This is a genomic window from Mesorhizobium sp. M8A.F.Ca.ET.208.01.1.1 (assembly GCF_004791315.1).
In the GTDB taxonomy this organism is placed as follows: Bacteria; Pseudomonadota; Alphaproteobacteria; order Rhizobiales; family Rhizobiaceae; genus Mesorhizobium.
Window position 1 is genome coordinate 188,827 of the sequence record NZ_SRUT01000010.1, and the last position, 17,542, is coordinate 206,368.

The following is a 17,542-nucleotide window of genomic DNA, read 5'->3' on the forward strand; positions in this document are numbered from 1 at the left end:
ATTTTCACCGTTTGGCTATCATTCCGGCAAGACGAAGGAGTTGGTGGGCACGTGGCGGACAGCAAACATCATGGCGCGCTCGGCGAAGTCTACGCGGCCAAGCGCCCGGAAGAGGTGGCGGCACTCTATGATCGCTGGTCGCAGACCTACGACGCCGACATGTCGGCGGCCGGTTACCGCCACCCGACGATCTGCCTTGCCTTGCTCGCCCGTCATCTGCCGCGCGGGTCAGCCCCGCTGCTCGACGCCGGGGCAGGGACCGGGCTGATCGGCGAATGGCTCGATATTGCCGGCTATCCCCAGGTCGAGGCGCTGGATATCTCGCAAGGCATGCTGGATCAGGCCGCGCGCAAGGGTGTCTATTCGGCGCTGCATTGCCTGGCGCTCGGCGGCGCCTTGCCTTTTGCCGACGACGCCTATGCCGGCATCATCTCGGCCGGCGTCTTCACCTCGGGTCATGTCGGCGCCGAGGGCTTGGACGAATTGATCCGCATCTGCCGGCCGGGCGGGGTGATCGTGCTGACGGTCAAGAACACGCTATGGGATCAGGGCTTTGCCGCGCGCATCGCCGAACTCGAAGCGCAAGGCCTCGTCACCCGCGCCGAGGAAACTCGCCCTTACGTCTCCATGCCTGGCGAGGCCGATACCGTGCCCAGTCGTGGCCTCGCTTTGCGCGTAAGCTAAGCCTTCACGCGCTCCATTGCCGGGTCGTATAGTGGCTCGAGATGGATATTCGCCGGCGTCCGCTGCATCGCGACCACCAGTTCATAGCTGCCCGAGGCGAGGAAATCATCGCTCACCCCGTCGGCGCTGCGCACATAGCCATAGCCGATATTCTTGCCCACCGTGTAGCCATGGCCGCCGCTGGTCAGATAGCCGACTGGTTCGCCGTCGCGCAGAATGGTCTCGCGGCCGAGCAGCACGATCTCCGGATCGTCGACCGTGAAGCCGGCAAAGCGCTTCTTCAGGCACGCGCCGCCAACCTTCTCGAGTGCACGCCGTCCGACGAAGTCGGTGTTCTTCCTGAGCTTGACCGCCCAGCCGAGCCCGGCCTCCAGCGGTGTGTCGTTGGGCGTGATGTCGGAGCCCCAGGCGCGATAGCCCTTTTCCAGCCGCAGCGATTCCAGCGCCCGGTAGCCGACCGGCCGGATGTCGTGCTCTTTGCCGGCCGCCATCAGCGCGTCGAAGACTTCGCCGGTGGCGGCGATCGGCACGTGCAGCTCCCAGCCCAGTTCGCCGACATAGGTGACGCGCAGCGCCCGCACCGTGTGACCGGCGATGACGATCTCCCTGATATGGCCGAACGGGAAGCTGGCATTCGACACATCGCTCCCGGTCACCGCCGAAAGCACGTCGCGGGCACGCGGCCCCATCAGCGACAGCGTGCCGAAATCCTCGGTGACGTCGGTCAGCCTGGCATCGAGGCCCTCGCCAATATGATCGCTGATCCACGAGGCGTCATGAGTGCGGAAACCGGTGCCGGTGACGATGTAGAATTTCTCCTCGGCAAGCCGCGACACGGTCAGGTCGGCCTCGATGCCGCCGCGCGTGTTGAGAAGTTGCGTGTAGGTCAGCCGGCCGACCGGCTTGCTGATGTCGTTGGCGCAGATCCAGTCCAGCGCCTTCGCCGCGTCGGGGCCGCTCAGCTCGTACTTGGCGAAGGACGACTGGTCGAAGATGCCGACATGTTCGCGCACATGCCGGTGCTCGTCGCCGACGGCAGCAAACCAGTTCTGCCGGCCCATCGAATAGACGTCCTTTGGCTCGACGCTCTCCGGCGCGAACCAGTTTGGCCGCTCCCAGCCGAGCTTCGAGCCGAACACGGCGCGCTGCCGTTTCAACCGCTCATACAGCGGCGAGACGATGCGCGGCCGGCCGCTGGCATACTCCTCGTGCGGAAAGCCGATCGTGTAATGCTTGCCATAGGCTTCCAGCGTGCGCTCGCACACCCAGTGCCGGTCGCGGTGCAGGTTGGAAAAGCGCCTGATGTCGACCACCCACAGGTCGAGCGGCGCCTCGCCGTCGACCACCCATTGCGCCAGCACCCAGCCGGCGCCGCCGCCCGAGGCGATGCCGAAGGCGTTGAAGCCGGCGCCGACGAACATGTTGGCGCATTCGGGCGCTACGCCGAGGATGAAATTGCCGTCCGGCGTGAAGCTTTCCGGCCCGTTGATCATCTGCTTGACGCCAACGGTTTCCAGCGCCGGCACCCGCGCGATCGCCTGAATCATGTGCTGCTCGAAATGATCGTAGTCGTCGTCGAACAGCCGGAACTCCCAGTCATTGGGCACCTCCCCTGTCGTCCATGCCTGTGGGTTAGGCTCATAGCCGCCCATCACCAGGCCGCCGACCTCCTCCTTGAAATAGGTGCGCCGATCGGGGTCGCGCAGCGTCGGCGCGTCGGTTGCCAGCCCCGCGATCTTCTCGGTGACGATGTACTGGTGTTTCACCGGCTGCAGCGGCACGTTGATGCCGGCCATGGCCCCGACTTGCCGTGCCCATTGTCCGGCGCAGTTCACCACCTTGTCACAGGCAATGTCGCCCTGGTCGGTCTTCACCGCCGTGATGCGGTCGCCCTTCATCTCGAAGCCGGTGACGCGCACGTCCTCATAGAGCTTGGCGCCATGCATGCGCGCGCCCTTGGCCAGCGACTGCGTGATGTCGGAAGGGCTCGCCTGGCCGTCGGTCGGCAGCCAGGAAGCGCCGACCAGATCGCCGGTCTCCATCAGCGGCCACATCGCCTTGACCTCCGCCGGAGACAGCAAGTGCATGTCCATGCCGAAGCTCTTCGCTGTCGTCGCCAGCCTTTTGTACTCGGTCCAGCGGTCGGCATTGGTGGCGAGCCGCAGGCAGCCGGTCATCTTCCAGCCGGTGGCGAGCCCGGTCTCGGCCTCCAGTCCCTTGTAAAGGTCGACGGAGTATTTCAGCACTCGCGTGATCGAGGCCGAAGAGCGCAATTGCCCCACCAGCCCGGCGGCATGCCAGGTCGAGCCCGAGGTCAGCTTGCCCTGTTCGAGCAGCACCACGTCGACCTTGTGGTCGCGCGCAAGATGATAGGCCGTCGAACAGCCGATGATGCCGCCGCCAATGACGACGACCGCGGCCTGGCTAGGCAAGGTCATGATTTCAGGATCCCGTATTTTGTCCGGTAGTTTTCCAGCGCCGCGTCGAGCCGCACCAGGTTTTCCTCGGTGTAGGCGACGTAGTCGATGCCGGGCGCGTCGAGATAGAGCTCCGACACCATGCTCCACATCGCCTCGCGCAGCAGCGAGGCGCATTGCATGGCGGCGTGCGAGCGGCGGATCGCCTCGTCCGGCTCCTTCATGAAATAGGCGGTCAGGAAGGCGAAGGATTCCGCGTCGCTCATGCCGGCGTTCGAGGCGACGCCGGCAAGGTCGAACATGGCAGTATTGAAGCCGGCATATTCGAAATCGATCAGCCACAGCCTGCTGCCGTCGTCGAGAATATTGGCCGGCAAGAGATCATTGTGGCCAAAGACGATCGGCAGCAGTTTCTGCGCACGCTCCAGTTCGTCGGCCAGCGCTAGGAAGCGTGGCAGGTCACCGCGCTTGCGGCTGCCCCCTTCGTCAAGCGTGCGCGCATAGTCGCGGATGACGTGGAACACCCAGAACATGAAGCCGGCGCCGGAGATATGGTTGGGCATCTCCCGGTGAAAGCCGCGCATCAGCGCCGCGACGCGGCCGAGATTGGCGCGCACGTCCTCGGCCAGATAGGTTTTGGCGCCAAGAAACGCCGTTACCAGGATTCCTGGTTCGGCATAATGGACCGCCGGCGCGAAGCCGGCGGCGTGAGCCGCCCGTGCGGTCATCACCTCGCGTTCGCGGAAGACATGGTGGAACGGATAGTCCTGGCCGAAGCGCACCACATGTTTGCCGGCCGTGTCGGTGACCACATAATTGGCATTGCTCAAGCCGCCGGGCAGCGGCGCGATCTCGATGGCGCCCGTCCAGCAGGGCAGGGCGCGGATGCGGTCTTCGGCAATCACGGAATCATCCCTGGTTTGCTGACCTGGTTTGCTGGGCTTCGACACGGCGCCACGGGCAGCGCAACCACGGCGGAGGGAAGTGCAAACAATCTCGTCGGTGCGGGACGCCAGGATTGGTATCCCGCACCGCACCGACGAGCCCCTTGGCCAGGTTTTTGAACCCGGCATCCGCCCCCGCGGATCTGAAAATTCCTTGCGCCAGGCACGTTACAGGCTGCCTGGTCAGTGAGTTGCGGCCCTGCCAATTACCCTCCCGCGCAGCTCCGAACCCCTGTTGAGGTTGGATTTCACGCCAGGGTTGCCCTTCTGTCAATAAAAAGATGTGACTTTTTTTGGGTATTTTGCCCGAAAGCAATGGGCAATTCCTTTAAAAACGTTAGGAATGCCCTAGAATCGGGCAATTTTCCGGGGCGCGCGCATATGATCCACTCGAAACGGCATGGCGAAATCCTGCGACTGCTGCAGGAAGAGGGAACCGTCACCATCGCCAGCCTGGCCGACCGGTTGGGCGTGTCGCTCGAAACCGTGCGCCGTGACGTCAAGCCGCTCACCAGCGACGGCTCGGTTCTGAAGATGCATGGCGCCATCGGTCTGCCGTCGATGATCGGCGAAGCGCCGTTCGAACGGCGCATGCGTGAGCATGCCGACGCCAAGCGCAGCATTGCCCGCGCGGTCGCGGCCACCATCCGTGACGGCGAATCGATCATGCTCGACACCGGCACCACGACGTCGTTCCTGGCGCGCGAACTGCTCGGCCACCGGCGCCTGACGGTCGTCACCAACTCGTCCGATATCGCCCGTACGCTGGCCACCATCAACGGCAACAAGGTCTATATGGCCGGCGGCGAGTTGCGCAGCGATTCAGGCGCCGCGTTCGGGACGTCGGCCATCGAGTTCGTCAGCCGCTTCTCGGTCAGCCACGCCATTATCTCCATCGGCGCCGTGGATGCGCTGACGGGCGTCATGGACTACGATCTGGAAGAGGCGGAATTCGCCCGCATGGTGCTGTCGCGCGGCCAGCGTTCTCTGGTCATCACCGACCACACGAAGTTCGGCCGCCAGGGTCTGGTTCAGGTCTGTGGCTTCGACGGCTTTTCCGAGCTCGCCACCGACCGCGCGCCGCCGCATGACATTGCCGCCGCCCTCGCACAGGCCGGCGCGCGGCTCAGCATCGCCCGCGGCGAAGCCGGAATTTAGCCGAACACCAAGGATTGATGGGCGCACACGCCCGCGAAAGTGCCACCCGACACGGCGAAGGCGATGTTATGCATCGCGCGTGCCGCGTCTCCGGCGGCATAGACGCCGGGTATCGTCGTCTGCTGCCTGTCATCGACTGATATCATCGGGCCAAGCAGGCCGTCCTTGAAGTCGCAGCCGAGCTGTTCGGCCAACGGGCTCGTCATCGTGTTGCGGGGCGCGGTGAACATCGCTTTGACGCCCGCCTTTCGGCCGCCGTCGAGGTGGACAACCAATCCGCCGGAGCCGTCTTCCCCGAGTTCGCTGACCGGCGCGGGCTCAAAGCTGACATTCTTGCCATCCAGCGCAAGCATCTCCTCGGCGTCGGGCTCGATCAGGCCGTTGCCGAACAGCGTGACGTCACCCCAATCGGAAATCAGCTGGGCCTGATGTATGGACATCGGACCGGTCGCGAGCACGCCAAGCGGCCCGCCGGAAACCTCGTAGCCATGGCAATAGGGACAGTGCAGCACGGTCCTACCCCATTGTCCGGCGAGCCCGGGAACCTCCGGCAGGATGTCGCGAACGCCGGTGGCAAGCACCAGCCGGGCGGCGCCGAATGTGTCGCCGCCATCGACGGCGATTTCGAAATCGCTTGTGCTGTTGGCAATGGCTTTGTCCGCACGTGCGGTGACAAGCCTGGCCGTCGGATAGGCAAGCAATTGCCGCCTTGCATCGTCGAGGATCGCGCCGGGCGTTCGCCCGTCCTGGCCGAGGAAGCCGTGCGAATGCGTGGCGAAGCGGTTGCGTGGCTGGCCGGCGTCGATCACCAGCACGTTGCGCCGCGCCCGCGCCGCCTGGATGGCGGCGGACAGGCCGGCGAAGCTGCCGCCGACGACGGCAAGATCATACTGCATGGCTGGAGACTCCAATGAGGGCGTAACGGCGGCGGAAATCGGCGGTCAGGTCGGCCAGCGTGATGCGGCTGAGTTTCTCCGCCAGCAGCTTCTCGGCCGCGACGCGAAAATCGTCGAGAACGGCGATCACCGCTTGCTCGACCAGACAGCCTGGGCTTTCCGGCTCGGTGCTGAACGGCAGCAGCGTCTCGCCAAGAGCAACGCTGATCTCGGCCAGTGAAATGTTTTCGGGCGCGCGCCCGAGCAGCCAGCCGCCGCCATGCCCGCGCGACGAGGTGACGATGCCGGCATCGCGCAAGCCGCCAATGGTCCGGCGCACCACCACCGGATTGGTGTGGATGAAGGTGGCAAGCTGCTCGGAGGTCAGCGCCTGTTCGGGCTTCTCCGCCATATGGACGAGAATGTGCAGGGTGGAGGACAGGCGGCTGTTGCGTTTCATGTAACTTAATTAGTTACGATTCTTCGCGATGTCAAACACGCGAAGGTCGCTTAATGATTTACGGCGACGCTATGCCGGCAAAGCGCGAAAACTCATCCTGAAGCAGGCGCCGCTCGGTTTGCCGTCAAGGATCTCGATGCGGCCGCCATGGAGATGCATGATTTCCTGCACGAGGTTGAGGCCGAGGCCGGCGCCGTGATCCTGCGGACGCAGCCGGTAGAAGGGCTCGAAAATGCGCTCCCGCTCGCCCGGCGGCACGCCGTCGCCTTCGTCCCGGACCTCGATGACGGCGGGCATTGTGACGCTGACGGTGATCTTGCCGGCGCGGCCGCCATGCTCGATGGCGTTCTGCACGATGTTGGTCACCGCGCGTTCGATCGCGGTGCGGTCGCCGGTGGCAAAAAGCGTGTCCCGTTCCGGCTCGAACGACATTTCGTAGCCGGCCGAGAACGCCATCGGCGCGAGGTCGACGATGACGCCGCGCGCGATCGCCACGAGGTCTACCTTTTCGAAGGCCGTTGTCTGCCGGTCAAGGCGCTGCAGGTCGAGCAGCTGGTCGGTCAGCGTCGAAAGCCGTGCCGCATCCTGCAGCAGCCTTGCCCGCTCCGGCGTCGCCGGCAGCGAGGCAAGGCGCGTGTTGAGGATGGCGACCGGTGTCCTGAGTTCATGGGCGGCGTCGGTCAGGAAGCGCTTGTGGCGTTCATAGCCCTTGTCCAGGCGCGCAAGGGCGGCGTTCACCGCCTTGACCAGCGGCGTCACTTCCTTTGGCACATCTTTCAGCGGCAGCTGCACGCCACGCTGGTCGATGTCGATGCGTTCGGCCTCTGCGGCCGCATGGCCAAGGCCTGACAGTGCGCCGCGCACCACCCATGGTGTCGCGACCAGCGTGGCCAACGCCATCAGCCCGGCGAGCGGCAATATGCCTTGCAGGAAGAATTGCGGCGCCTGGCCGAGCAGGCGCAGCAGCGAAAGCCCGCCCTTGGTGCCGCTGAAGATCTGGACATTGCCGGCCGCCGTATCGGTCCAGCGGATCTTTCCCTCCGGCGGCGCGGCTTGTCCGATTGCGTGGTCGATACGGGCGTCGCTGATAGTGTCCAGCAGTCCGACAAAGGGCTGGAAAATGGCCGGCACCCTGCCTTCTTCCAGTCGCTGTCCTTGCTTGTCGCGGATGATGAACCAGAGGTCCGGAACGTTCGAGCGCAGCTTTGCCATATCTGGCGTCTCGGTGATGACAAGCTTGCCGCCGGCATCGCGTGTCACTGCATCCGCCAGCACGTCCATTGTACCGTCCTCGTAGTCATGCGGGATAAGGCCGGTGGCCAGCATGGCGGCGAGAATGCCGACGATGATCAGCGTCAGCATCGCGCATTGCAGCAAGGCGATACGCAGCACCAGGCTCCATTTGAGCGAACGCGGGCGCTTGAGGCTCATAGCTCGGCGCTCATGTCGTTTCGCGCAGGAGATAGCCGACGCCGCGAATGCCATTGATCGTCACGCCGGCATCGGCATCGGCGAGTTTGCGGCGCAGGCGCGAGACGTGGGTGTCGAGCGCGTTGGACTGGATCTCGTCGTCGAGGCCGAACACCGCCTCCATCAGCGCCTCGCGCTGCACCATGCGACCGGTCCGGCGCATCAGCGCCTCCAGCACCAGGAGTTCGCGCCGCGGCAGGCTGAGCGGTTCGGCACGGATCGACGCTTCGCGATGCCCGACGTCGAGCACCAGGTCGCCGGCGCGGATGAATTGCGACTGCATCGGTGCCGGACGCCTCAGCAGCGCGCGCAACCGGGCAAGCAATTCCTCGAAGGCGAATGGTTTTGGCAGATAGTCGTCCGCGCCCATGTCCAGCCCATCGACCTTGTCCGCTGTGTCGCCTCTCGCCGTCAGCATCAGCACGGGCGTGGTGTTCTTGGCCGAACGCAATCTGGGCACCAGCGACAGCCCGTCGCCATCCGGCAACTGGCGGTCGAGCAGGATCGCGTCGTAGCTGTCGGCGGCGACGAAGCCTTCGGCTTCGATGAGCGTGCCGGCATGATCGACCACCATGTCGTGGCGCTTCAGCGCGGCACGTAAGGCAGAGACCATTTCGGGCTCGTCCTCGACCAGCAAGATTCGCATCGACAGTTCTCCAGCAACGGCAACAGCTTCGGGCGCTACCGCGCCAACATTGCGCAAACATGGCAAAGCCGAACGGCCTGGGGTCGACAGGCGCTTTCTTTGGCTCTCCGAAATTGCGCAATGTCTATGCAACCCAGTCGCGGCAAACAGCGCCGGTCGGCACGAATCGCCCATGCCGGCGTGAAGGCGTCGGGCCCGAATATGCAACAGGTCGGGCCCGACGTTGAAGCGGAAATGACGCTGAAGCGAAATCAGGTGGCACACCAGACTGGTTGGGGTGCTGTTGTACGGGATTGAGGTTACCATGCCTGCAAATGATGCTCTGTCTTTTCTCATGGCGTGGACCGTCGCGCCGTTCAGGGTCGGCTCCGTCACGCCGTCCAGCTCCAGCCTGGCGGCATTGATGACCCGTGACATCGGACCCGAGACAGGCCCCGTGCTGGAGCTCGGTCCCGGGACCGGTCCGTTCACGCGGGCACTGCTGTCGCGCGGGGTAAGGGAAGAGGATCTGACGCTGATCGAGTCCGATCCGGATTTCGCCGCGCTGCTCATGCGTCGTTTTCCTGCCGCCCGGATTTTTGAAATGGATGCTGTCGGCCTGCGCCATCTGTCGCTCTTCCACCGGCCGGTGATTGGCGCTGCCGTCAGCGGCTTGCCTTTCCGGCTGATTTCGCCGCGCAAGACGCTCGCCATTCTCGAAGGTGTTTTCGCGAACCTTCGTCCCGGCGGAGCCCTCTATCAGTTCACGCTCGGACGGCGCTGCCCGTTCGACCAGTCGCTGCTCGACCGGCTCGATCTCGAGGTCACGCGGGTTGGTCATACGTTCCGCAATTTCCCGCCGGCGACGGTCTATCGCATCGCCAGAATCAAGGCAGCCGGAACCTATGACTGGCGCTTCGCATGACGGGACCATTGTCGGTCATTCTCGGCTTCGGCCTGTTCGGCGTCTTTTGCCTTGCCTTCACCGAGAAGATCCTGCCGATTCCGCCCTCGCATGTGTTGCTGCTGTTTCTCGGCATGACGGCCGCGCCTGACGGTGCGACGCTGGCGATCCTGTTGGCGGTGACGACTTCCGCCTCCTTCGCCGGCTGTCTTGTCTGGTATGGGGTCGGCCGCCGGATCGGGTTCGACCGCGCCGACAGGCTGATCGGACGAGCCGGCAGATATGTCTTCCTGCGCCCCGAAACCTATCGCAAGCTTGGCCAGGCCTATCGCCGCAATCATGTCAGGGTATCCTTGCTGGCGCAGTTCATCCCGACCGTGCGCAATTACCTGCCGATCGCAGCTGGCGCGCTGTGTCTGCCTGCCTTGCCTTTCGCGGCCGCGACGCTGCTTGGCGCCACCATATGGAATGCGGGCTTTCTCCTGACCGGCTATCTCATGCACGGCAGCGGCCAGGATTCTTTCACGGTGGGCTTGCGCATCATCGTTATTGTCGTGGCGCTGGAGGCGGCCTTCATGCTTGCGTTGCGCTATGGCCCGACATGGCGACGCCGCATCAGGCTGATGCTCGGCTGAACGCGCCACCGGGTCATGGGATAAGCTCCGCGATCCGCTTTCCTTCGCTTGCCTGCCGGTGTTTAGTCCGGCCATGGCCTTCACCATCCGCCAGTTGCAGTTCTTCGTCGCCGTTGCCGAGCAAGGCACGGTGTCGCGCGCGGCGCAAAACCTCTCCATCTCGCAATCGTCGGTCACCGAAGCGATCAAGGAACTTGAAAGCGATCTCGGCGTCGAACTGTTCGAGCGCCATCCGCGCGGCCTCAACATCACCCACAAGGGCCACCAGTTCCTGCGTCACGCGACAAAGATCCTCGCCGACGTATCCGACGCCCGCCGCTCTTTTTCCGGCGAACAGGCCGTCGCCGGTGGCCGGCTGCAGCTCGGCGTCACCTCTCTGGTCGCCGGCTATGTGCTGTCGGATCTGCTTTCCCGCTACCGCCGCGCCTATCCCGGCGTCGAGGTGTCGGCCATAGAGGACAATGGCGATTACCTCGAACATTTGCTCATCGGCGGCAAGCTCGACATTGCCGTCATGGTCACCTCCAATTTGCGCGACCGCACTGCGCTGCAATCGGAAATCCTCGAAGTCTCGGCCTATCGGCTGTGGCTGCCGCTCGGCCATCCCTTGGCTGGCGCCGACATCATCGGCATCGGCGATATCGCCTCCGAACCGCTGATCATGCTCACCGTCGACGAGATCGAGGAGAACACCGGCAAGCTGCTGACGGCGATCGGCGCCAGGCCGCATGTCGCCTTCCGCACCCGTTCCGTGGAAGCCGTGCGCAGCCTCGTCGCCACCGGCGCTGGCGTGGCGCTGCTGCCCGATCTCGTCTACCGGCCCTGGTCGCTGGAAGGCGACCGCATCGAATCGCGCGACATTTCCGGTGCCTTGCCGGTGGTGCAGGTCGGCATGGTCTGGCGGCGCGGCTCCAGCCTGCCGCAGGCGGCGCGCGACTTCATCGGGCTTGCCCAGTCGCAACGGACGGTCCGCCAGCGGACCTGATTCGCGGCGATCTATCGGAAAAACCGATATCGCCCTTCTGATAAATGAATTTGCGAAACCGGAATTTTCCAAGCACCTTCCGTTCAGGGACCAAAGCCGCCATCAGAGCGGCATCAGTCCATTGGACGAACTGGCACGTTTTTCAGTCCGCGCGTGATCTGGCGAAAACCGGAGCGGTTTCAGGGTCACGCGCCAAAATGGGAGATTGATGATGAATTCATTCCTGAAGTCATGCACTGCGCTGACGGTCGCGCTGACCTTCTCCGGTCAGGCGGTTGCCCAGGTCAAGGAACTGGGCAAGGGGGAAGGCCAAGTCAACATCGTTGCCTGGCCGGGCTATATCGAGCGCGGCGAGACCGACAAGGGCTATGACTGGGTCACCGCCTTCGAGAAGGAGAGTGGCTGCAAGGTCAACGTCAAGACCGCCAATACATCCGATGAGATGGTGTCGCTGATGAACGAGGGCGGCTTCGACCTCGTCACCGCTTCGGGCGATGCCTCGTTGCGCCTCGTCGCTGGCAAGCGCGTGCAGCCGATCAACACCGATCTCATCGCGAGCTGGAAGACGGTCGACGACCGGCTCAAGGACGCGCCCTGGTTCACCGTCGACAAAGTGCATTACGGCGTTCCCTACCAGTGGGGTCCGAACATCCTGATGTACAACACCGAGGTGTTCAAGGAAGCGCCGAAGAGCTGGAATGTCGTTTTCGAGGAAATGAAGCTGCCGGATGGCAAGTCCAACAAGGGCCGTGTCCAGGCCTATGACGGACCGATCCACATCGCCGATGCCGCCAACTACCTGATGTTCCACAAGCCGGAACTCGGCATCAAGGATCCCTACGAATTGAACGAGGACCAGTACAAGGCGGCGCTCGAATTGCTGCGCGTCCAGCGCACGCTGGTCGGCCGCTACTGGCATGACGCCGCCATCCAGGTCGATGACTTCCAGAACGAAGGCGTGGTTGCTTCGGGCTCGTGGCCTTACCAGGTCAACACGCTAGTTGCCGCCAAGAAGCCGGTTGCCTCGACCGTGCCGGAAGAAGGCGTCACCGGCTGGGCCGACACAACCATGATGGAAGCCGACGCGGCGCACCCGAACTGCGCCTATATGTGGCTAGAGCATTCGCTGGCGCCGAAGGTGCAGGGCGATGTCTCGGCCTGGTTCGGCTCGCTGCCGGTCGTGCCCGCCGCCTGCAAGGGCAACGAGTTGCTCGGCGAGGAAGGCTGCAAGACCAACGGCTACGACAATTTCGACAAGATCAAGTTCTGGAAGACGCCGGTCTCGAAATGCGTCACCCAGAATGATCAGTGCGTGCCTTACTATCGCTGGGTGTCGGATTATATCGGCGTCATCGGCGGACGGTGATTTTCGCCGCGCATCTATTGATAAGTTGACGCTGCCTCTCACCCTTACCCTCTCCCCGTGAAGAACGGGGAGAGGGTACCGTCAGCGTTGAAGCGCGTCCCTTCTCCCCGTCCCTATTACGGGGAGAAGGTGCCGGCAGGCGGATGAGGGGCAGCGCCAACGCCCCGAAATTTTTGACGAGCCTGACAGATCAGGACACCCAATGACCCCAGCCGTTTCCTTTCAAAAAGTCTCGCGCCATTTCGGCAGTGTTCACGCTGTCGACGCGGTCGACCTCGACATTGCGCCCGGCGAATTCTTCGCCATGCTGGGGCCATCGGGTTCGGGCAAGACGACGTGCCTGCGTCTCATCGCCGGCTTTGAGCAGCCGACGGCGGGTTCCATCTCGATCTTCGGCGAGCGCGCCGAGGGCGTGCCGCCCTATCGCCGCAACGTCAACACAGTGTTCCAGGACTATGCGCTGTTCCCGCACCTCAATGTGCTCGACAACGTCGCCTACGGACTGATGGTCAAGCGCGTCGGCAAGGCCGAGCGGCACAAGGCGGCGGAAGAAGCCTTGTCACTGGTGCGGCTGCCCGGCTACGGCGCGCGCCGGCCCGGCCAGCTCTCCGGCGGCCAGCGCCAGCGTGTCGCGCTGGCGCGTGCGCTGGTCAACCAGCCCAAGGTGCTGCTGCTCGACGAGCCGCTCGGCGCGCTCGACCTCAAACTGCGCGAAAACATGCAGGAGGAGCTGAAATCACTGCAGAAGGCGCTCGGCATCACCTTCGTCTTCGTCACCCACGACCAGGGCGAGGCACTGTCGATGGCCGACCGCGTCGCCGTCTTCAATGACGGCAGGATTATGCAGATCGGCACGCCGGAAGACATCTATCAGCGCCCAAGCACGCGCTTCGTCGCCGATTTCGTCGGCTCGTCCAACGTGCTGCCGCCGGACTTCGTCCAGCGTTATTCCGGCCAGCACCGCTGGGGGAGTCTCAGGCCCGAATCCATTCGCGTCGGCCGCGCCGCGAGCGGCGAGGGCGTGGCCGCGCGTCTCGTCTCGACCAACTATCTCGGCGCCACCACCAGGCTGGCGCTCGATGCCGACGGGTTGAAGCTGCACGCCGTCGTGCCGGCGGGGACAGTGCTGCCTAGGGAAGGCGAGGCTGTGGTGCTCACCTTCAATCGCGAGCATCTGCATCTGATGGACGAGCCGGCATGATGAAGGTTTGCGCGATTAGAGTCTCCAGCGTGGCGCTCTACGGCGCCCCCCTCTGGCCTGCCGGCCATCTCCCCCACGAGGGGGGAGATTGGATGTCGCGGCTGCTTTCGCCAATCAGCAACGTTGCGGGAATGAGCGAGGCGCTGAAGCTGCCAATCTCCCCCCTCGTGGGGGAGATGTCCGGCAGGACAGAGGGGGGCGTGAAGGATCGCTGCCTCTCCTATAAGCCCCACTGCCACAGGGTGGTCCCATGACCATCGCCGCCCTCAACGCCAATTCCGCACCCGCCATCCTGCCAGGCAACGGCGGCATGCGCGGTGCGCTGTCCGACCTTTTCTGGCACCGGCCGAAACTGCTTCTCCTACTCATGCTGCTGCCGCCGGTTCTGTGGCTCGGCATCGTCTATATCGGCTCGCTGTTCGCGCTGTTGGCGCAGAGCTTCTTCTCCATCGACGAGTTCTCCGGCCTCATCAACCGGCAGTTCACGCTGAAGACCTATGGCGACCTGTTGCAGGCTGCCAATCTCGACATCATCCTGCGCACGGTGACGATGGCGGCACTGGTCACACTGGCCTCGGCCATCGTCGCCTTCCCCATCGCCTACTACGCCGCGCGTTACGCGCGCGGCCGCTGGAAGGCGCTGTTCTATCTCGGCGTCATGCTGCCGCTGTGGTCGAGCTATCTGGTCAAGATCTATGCCTGGAAGCTGATCCTGGCCAAGGAAGGCATTTTGACCTGGCTGCTCGCCAAGCTGCATCTGCTGTGGCTGCTCGATGGCTGGCTCTCGCTGCCCGTGGTCGGCGGCAATTCGCTGTCGGTGTCCTTTACCGGCACCTTCATCGTCTTCGTCTATGTCTGGCTGCCCTTCATGATCCTGCCGGTGCAGGCGGCCCTCGAGCGCGTGCCCGGCAATCTGGTCGAGGCCTCGTCCGATCTCGGCGCCTCGCCCGGCCAGACCTTCCGCAACGTGCTGTTCCCGCTGGCGCTGCCCGGCATCGTCGCCGGCTCGATCTTCACCTTCTCACTGACGCTGGGCGACTACATCATCCCGCAGATCATCGGCACCTCGCGCCTGTTCATCGGCCAGGCCGTCTATTCGCAGCAAGGTACCGCCGGCAACATCCCGCTCGCCGCCGCCTTCACCGTGGTGCCCATCGTCATCATGGGTTTCTACCTCTGGGGCGCCAAGCGCATGGGGGCCTTCGATGCGCTCTGACCGCGGCCAGTCGGCTCCCCTTGGCCTGAAGATCGCGGCCGCCTGCGGCCTGCTCTTCCTGCATCTGCCGATCCTCCTGATCTTCGTCTATGCCTTCACCACCGAGGAGAAGAGCTTCGTCTGGCCGCCGCCGGGCTTGACCACGCAATGGTTCGCCGTCACCTGGAACCGACCCGATGTCTGGGAAGCGCTGTCACTGTCGGTCCGCGTCGCCGCCATCTCGACCACGATTGCGCTGGTGCTCGGCACGCTGTGCGCCGCCGCCGTGTCGCGAACGAAATTCTTCGGCCGCGAAACCATCTCGCTGCTGGTCATCCTCCCGATCGCGCTGCCCGGCATCATCACCGGCATCGCGCTGCGCTCGGCCTTTGCGCTGGCCGACATTCCGTTCTCGTTCTGGACGATCGTGCTCGGCCACGCCACTTTCTGCGTGGTCGTGGTCTACAACAATGCGGTCGCCCGGTTCCGCCGCACCTCGGGTTCGATGATCGAAGCTTCGATGGATCTCGGCGCCGACGGCTTCCAGACCTTCAGGCATGTCGTGCTGCCCAACATCGCCACGGCACTGCTTGCCGGCGGTATGCTGGCCTTCGCGCTGTCCTTCGATGAGGTCATCGTCACCACCTTCACCGCCGGCCAGCAGCAGACCGTGCCGATCTGGATGCTGGAGGAACTGATCCGCCCGCGCCAGCGACCGGTCACCAATGTCGTGGCCATGGTCGTCGTGCTGGTGACGCTGCTGCCGATCCTTTTTGCCTACTACCTGACCCGCGACGGCGACCAGATCGCCGGAAGCGGGAAATGAAAAAAAGCGAATAGGGAGTAGCGAGTAGTAGCAGAAATCGACAGCCAAACCCTGCTCGCTATTCGCTGCTCCTCATTCGCTCCTTCCAAGGGAGAAATCTGATGGACACCCAGATGCTGATCGGCTCGAAATTCGAAAAGGGCACCGAGACCGACGAGCCGATCCTCAATCCGAAGACCGGGGCGACCATTCTCAACCTGCCGGAAGCCAGCCAGGCACAGATCGAGGCCGCCGTGGCGGCCGCCGAACAAGCGTTCGTCTCGTGGTCGCGCACCACGCCGGCGCAACGCTCCGGCTACCTGCTCAAGATCGCCGACCGCATCGAAGCCGAGGCCAGGGAGTTCGCCACGCTCGAAGCGCTGAACTGCGGCAAGCCGATCAACGCCGTGCTCAATGACGAAATCCCGGCCATCGTCGACTGCTACCGCTTCTTCGCCGGCGCGGTGCGATCCATGCCCGGCGTCGTCGCGGGCGAATATCTGCCGGGCCATACCTCGATGGTGCGGCGCGACGCGATCGGCATCGTCGCTTCGATCGCGCCGTGGAACTATCCGCTGATGATGATGGCCTGGAAGCTGGCGCCGGCGATTGCCGGCGGCAACACCGTGGTCTTCAAGCCGTCGGAACAGACACCGCTGACGACGTTGAAGCTGGCCAGGATTCTGGCCGACGTGCTTCCCGAGGGCGTCGTCAATGTCGTGCTCGGCCGGGGCGACAGCGTCGGCAACACGCTGATCAATCACCCCAAGGTCAATATGATCTCGATCACCGGCGACGTCGCCACCGGCAAGAAGGTACTGCAGGCCGCCGCCAAATCGGTCAAGCGCACGCATCTGGAACTCGGCGGCAAAGCGCCGGTCATCGTCTTCGACGACGCCGACCTCGGCGCCGTCGTCAACGGCCTGCGCGCCTTCGGCTACTACAATGCCGGCCAGGACTGCACAGCGGCCTGCCGCATCTATGCCGGCAAGAAAATCTACGACAAGCTTGTCGCCGATCTTTCTTCCGCCGTCTCGACCATCAAATACAACCAGCCGGACGACACCGAGAACGAGATCGGGCCGCTGATCTCGCGCCGCCAGCGCGACCGCGTATCGAGCTTCGTCGAGCGCGCTTCGGAACTGAAACACATCGAGATCACCACCGGCGGCAAGCCGGGCGAGGGCACCGGCTTCTACTACCAGCCGACAGTCGTCGCCGGCGCGCTGCAGGAAGACGAGATCGTGCGCCGCGAAGTGTTCGGCCCGGTCGTCTCGGTCACTCGTTTCACGGATGTCGACGAGGCGGTGAACTGGGCCAACGACAGCGACTACGGCCTGGCCTCGTCGGTGTGGACGAAGGACGTCTCGCGCGCCATGGCGACAGCGGCGCGCCTGCAATATGGCTGCACCTGGATCAACACCCACTTCATGCTGACCAACGAGATGCCGCATGGCGGCCTGAAACAGTCCGGCTACGGCAAGGACATGTCGCTCTATGCGCTGGAGGACTATACCGCCGTGCGCCATGTGATGGTTGCGCATGGGTGAGGAGCGGTCCGCTCTGCGGACGAAAAGCCCCTAAAGGGGCTTTTCGAGCGACGAACGCCCGGAGCCATAGCGAAGGGCCGGGCGGTCGCCACTTTCCCTTCTCCCCTTGTGGAGAAGGTGGCTTGTCGCGAAGCGGCAAGACGGATGAGCGACTATCTGAGGTGTCAAGTTGCATTTGCGAACTCGTTTCGCGCATCGCGTGCTTTTGCATTGAGAATGACGAGCAGCTTGCGGGCGAGCGCGATGCGGATGACCATTTTCTCCTTTC

Annotated in this window: 16 protein-coding genes and 1 pseudogene; 10 read left to right on the forward strand and 7 right to left on the reverse strand. The window is 64.0% G+C overall.

The features are described from left to right. Positions 1-51: 51 nt before the first annotated feature. Positions 52-684 (forward strand): class I SAM-dependent methyltransferase, encoded by a 633-nt coding sequence (locus tag EN851_RS29980; protein ID WP_127278645.1) that lies wholly within the window; start codon positions 52-54, stop codon positions 682-684. Here EN851_RS29980 and EN851_RS29985 read toward each other — a convergent pair. Together EN851_RS29985 and EN851_RS29990 are read right to left on the reverse strand one after the other, a co-directional pair. After that, a complete protein-coding gene (locus tag EN851_RS29985; protein ID WP_135930618.1) occupies positions 681-3,122 on the reverse strand; it encodes an FAD-dependent oxidoreductase in 2,442 nt (813 codons plus the stop codon). The genes EN851_RS29980 and EN851_RS29985 overlap by 4 nt on opposite strands. Continuing rightward, on the reverse strand, positions 3,119-4,006 hold the full coding sequence (locus EN851_RS29990) for a phosphotransferase family protein (protein ID WP_127280249.1): 888 nt from the start codon (positions 4,004-4,006) through the stop codon (positions 3,119-3,121). Before EN851_RS29990 ends, EN851_RS29985 begins: the two co-directional genes overlap by 4 nt. Before the next feature lie 420 nt (positions 4,007-4,426). On the opposite strand from EN851_RS29990, the gene EN851_RS29995 reads away from it, so the two are divergent. Next, the gene (locus EN851_RS29995; protein ID WP_135882955.1) at positions 4,427-5,203 is read left to right on the forward strand and encodes a DeoR/GlpR family DNA-binding transcription regulator; all 777 of its coding nucleotides are present in this window, start codon (positions 4,427-4,429) and stop codon (positions 5,201-5,203) included. Here the strand turns inward: EN851_RS29995 and EN851_RS30000 are convergent. The 4 genes from EN851_RS30000 to EN851_RS30015 all read right to left on the reverse strand — a co-directional run bounded on the left by EN851_RS30000 (position 5,200) and on the right by EN851_RS30015 (position 8,654). Next, positions 5,200-6,099: an NAD(P)/FAD-dependent oxidoreductase gene (locus tag EN851_RS30000; protein ID WP_135930619.1), complete on the reverse strand. Its 900-nt coding sequence runs from the start codon at positions 6,097-6,099 to the stop codon at positions 5,200-5,202. The genes EN851_RS29995 and EN851_RS30000 overlap by 4 nt on opposite strands. Beyond that, positions 6,089-6,538 (reverse strand): Rrf2 family transcriptional regulator, encoded by a 450-nt coding sequence (locus EN851_RS30005; protein ID WP_127873574.1) that lies wholly within the window; start codon positions 6,536-6,538, stop codon positions 6,089-6,091. Before EN851_RS30005 ends, EN851_RS30000 begins: the two co-directional genes overlap by 11 nt. 69 nt (positions 6,539-6,607) lie before the next feature. Beyond that, positions 6,608-7,969 carry a HAMP domain-containing sensor histidine kinase gene (locus tag EN851_RS30010; RefSeq protein ID WP_135930620.1) on the reverse strand — a complete coding sequence of 454 codons (1,362 nt, stop codon included), beginning with the start codon at positions 7,967-7,969 and terminating at the stop codon, positions 6,608-6,610. A gap of 10 nt (positions 7,970-7,979) precedes the next feature. Beyond that, positions 7,980-8,654, reverse strand: a complete 675-nt coding sequence (locus EN851_RS30015) for a response regulator transcription factor (protein ID WP_135930621.1) — start codon at positions 8,652-8,654, stop codon at positions 7,980-7,982. Between the two features lie 304 nt (positions 8,655-8,958). Here EN851_RS30015 and EN851_RS30020 point away from each other — a divergent pair, with 304 nt between their 5' ends. The 8 genes from EN851_RS30020 to EN851_RS30060 all read left to right on the forward strand — a co-directional run bounded on the left by EN851_RS30020 (position 8,959) and on the right by EN851_RS30060 (position 17,274). Beyond that, the gene (locus EN851_RS30020) at positions 8,959-9,558 is read left to right on the forward strand and encodes an rRNA adenine N-6-methyltransferase family protein (RefSeq protein ID WP_135882951.1); all 600 of its coding nucleotides are present in this window, start codon (positions 8,959-8,961) and stop codon (positions 9,556-9,558) included. Next, positions 9,555-10,172 (forward strand): DedA family protein, encoded by a 618-nt coding sequence (locus EN851_RS30025; RefSeq protein ID WP_135921166.1) that lies wholly within the window; start codon positions 9,555-9,557, stop codon positions 10,170-10,172. Before EN851_RS30020 ends, EN851_RS30025 begins: the two co-directional genes overlap by 4 nt. Before the next feature lie 73 nt (positions 10,173-10,245). After that, positions 10,246-11,157 carry a LysR substrate-binding domain-containing protein gene (locus EN851_RS30030; protein WP_127280134.1) on the forward strand — a complete coding sequence of 304 codons (912 nt, stop codon included), beginning with the start codon at positions 10,246-10,248 and terminating at the stop codon, positions 11,155-11,157. A 211-nt stretch (positions 11,158-11,368) separates the two neighbouring features. Further along, the gene (locus tag EN851_RS30035; protein ID WP_135862241.1) at positions 11,369-12,523 is read left to right on the forward strand and encodes an ABC transporter substrate-binding protein; all 1,155 of its coding nucleotides are present in this window, start codon (positions 11,369-11,371) and stop codon (positions 12,521-12,523) included. Positions 12,524-12,725: 202 nt separating this feature from the next. Further along, entirely contained in the window at positions 12,726-13,724 is a 999-nt protein-coding gene (locus tag EN851_RS30040) for an ABC transporter ATP-binding protein (protein ID WP_135862237.1), read from the forward strand. Positions 13,725-13,974: 250 nt separating this feature from the next. Further along, positions 13,975-14,940, forward strand: a complete 966-nt coding sequence (locus EN851_RS30050) for an ABC transporter permease (protein WP_135918175.1) — start codon at positions 13,975-13,977, stop codon at positions 14,938-14,940. Then, positions 14,930-15,745 (forward strand): ABC transporter permease, encoded by an 816-nt coding sequence (locus EN851_RS30055; protein ID WP_135921158.1) that lies wholly within the window; start codon positions 14,930-14,932, stop codon positions 15,743-15,745. The genes EN851_RS30050 and EN851_RS30055 overlap by 11 nt, the downstream gene beginning before the upstream one ends. Before the next feature lie 101 nt (positions 15,746-15,846). Further along, the gene (locus EN851_RS30060) at positions 15,847-17,274 is read left to right on the forward strand and encodes a gamma-aminobutyraldehyde dehydrogenase (RefSeq protein ID WP_135921156.1); all 1,428 of its coding nucleotides are present in this window, start codon (positions 15,847-15,849) and stop codon (positions 17,272-17,274) included. A gap of 164 nt (positions 17,275-17,438) precedes the next feature. On the opposite strand, the pseudogene EN851_RS37915 reads toward EN851_RS30060, so the two are convergent. Continuing rightward, a pseudogene (locus EN851_RS37915) lies at positions 17,439-17,542 on the reverse strand (IS110 family transposase); the annotation flags it as partial.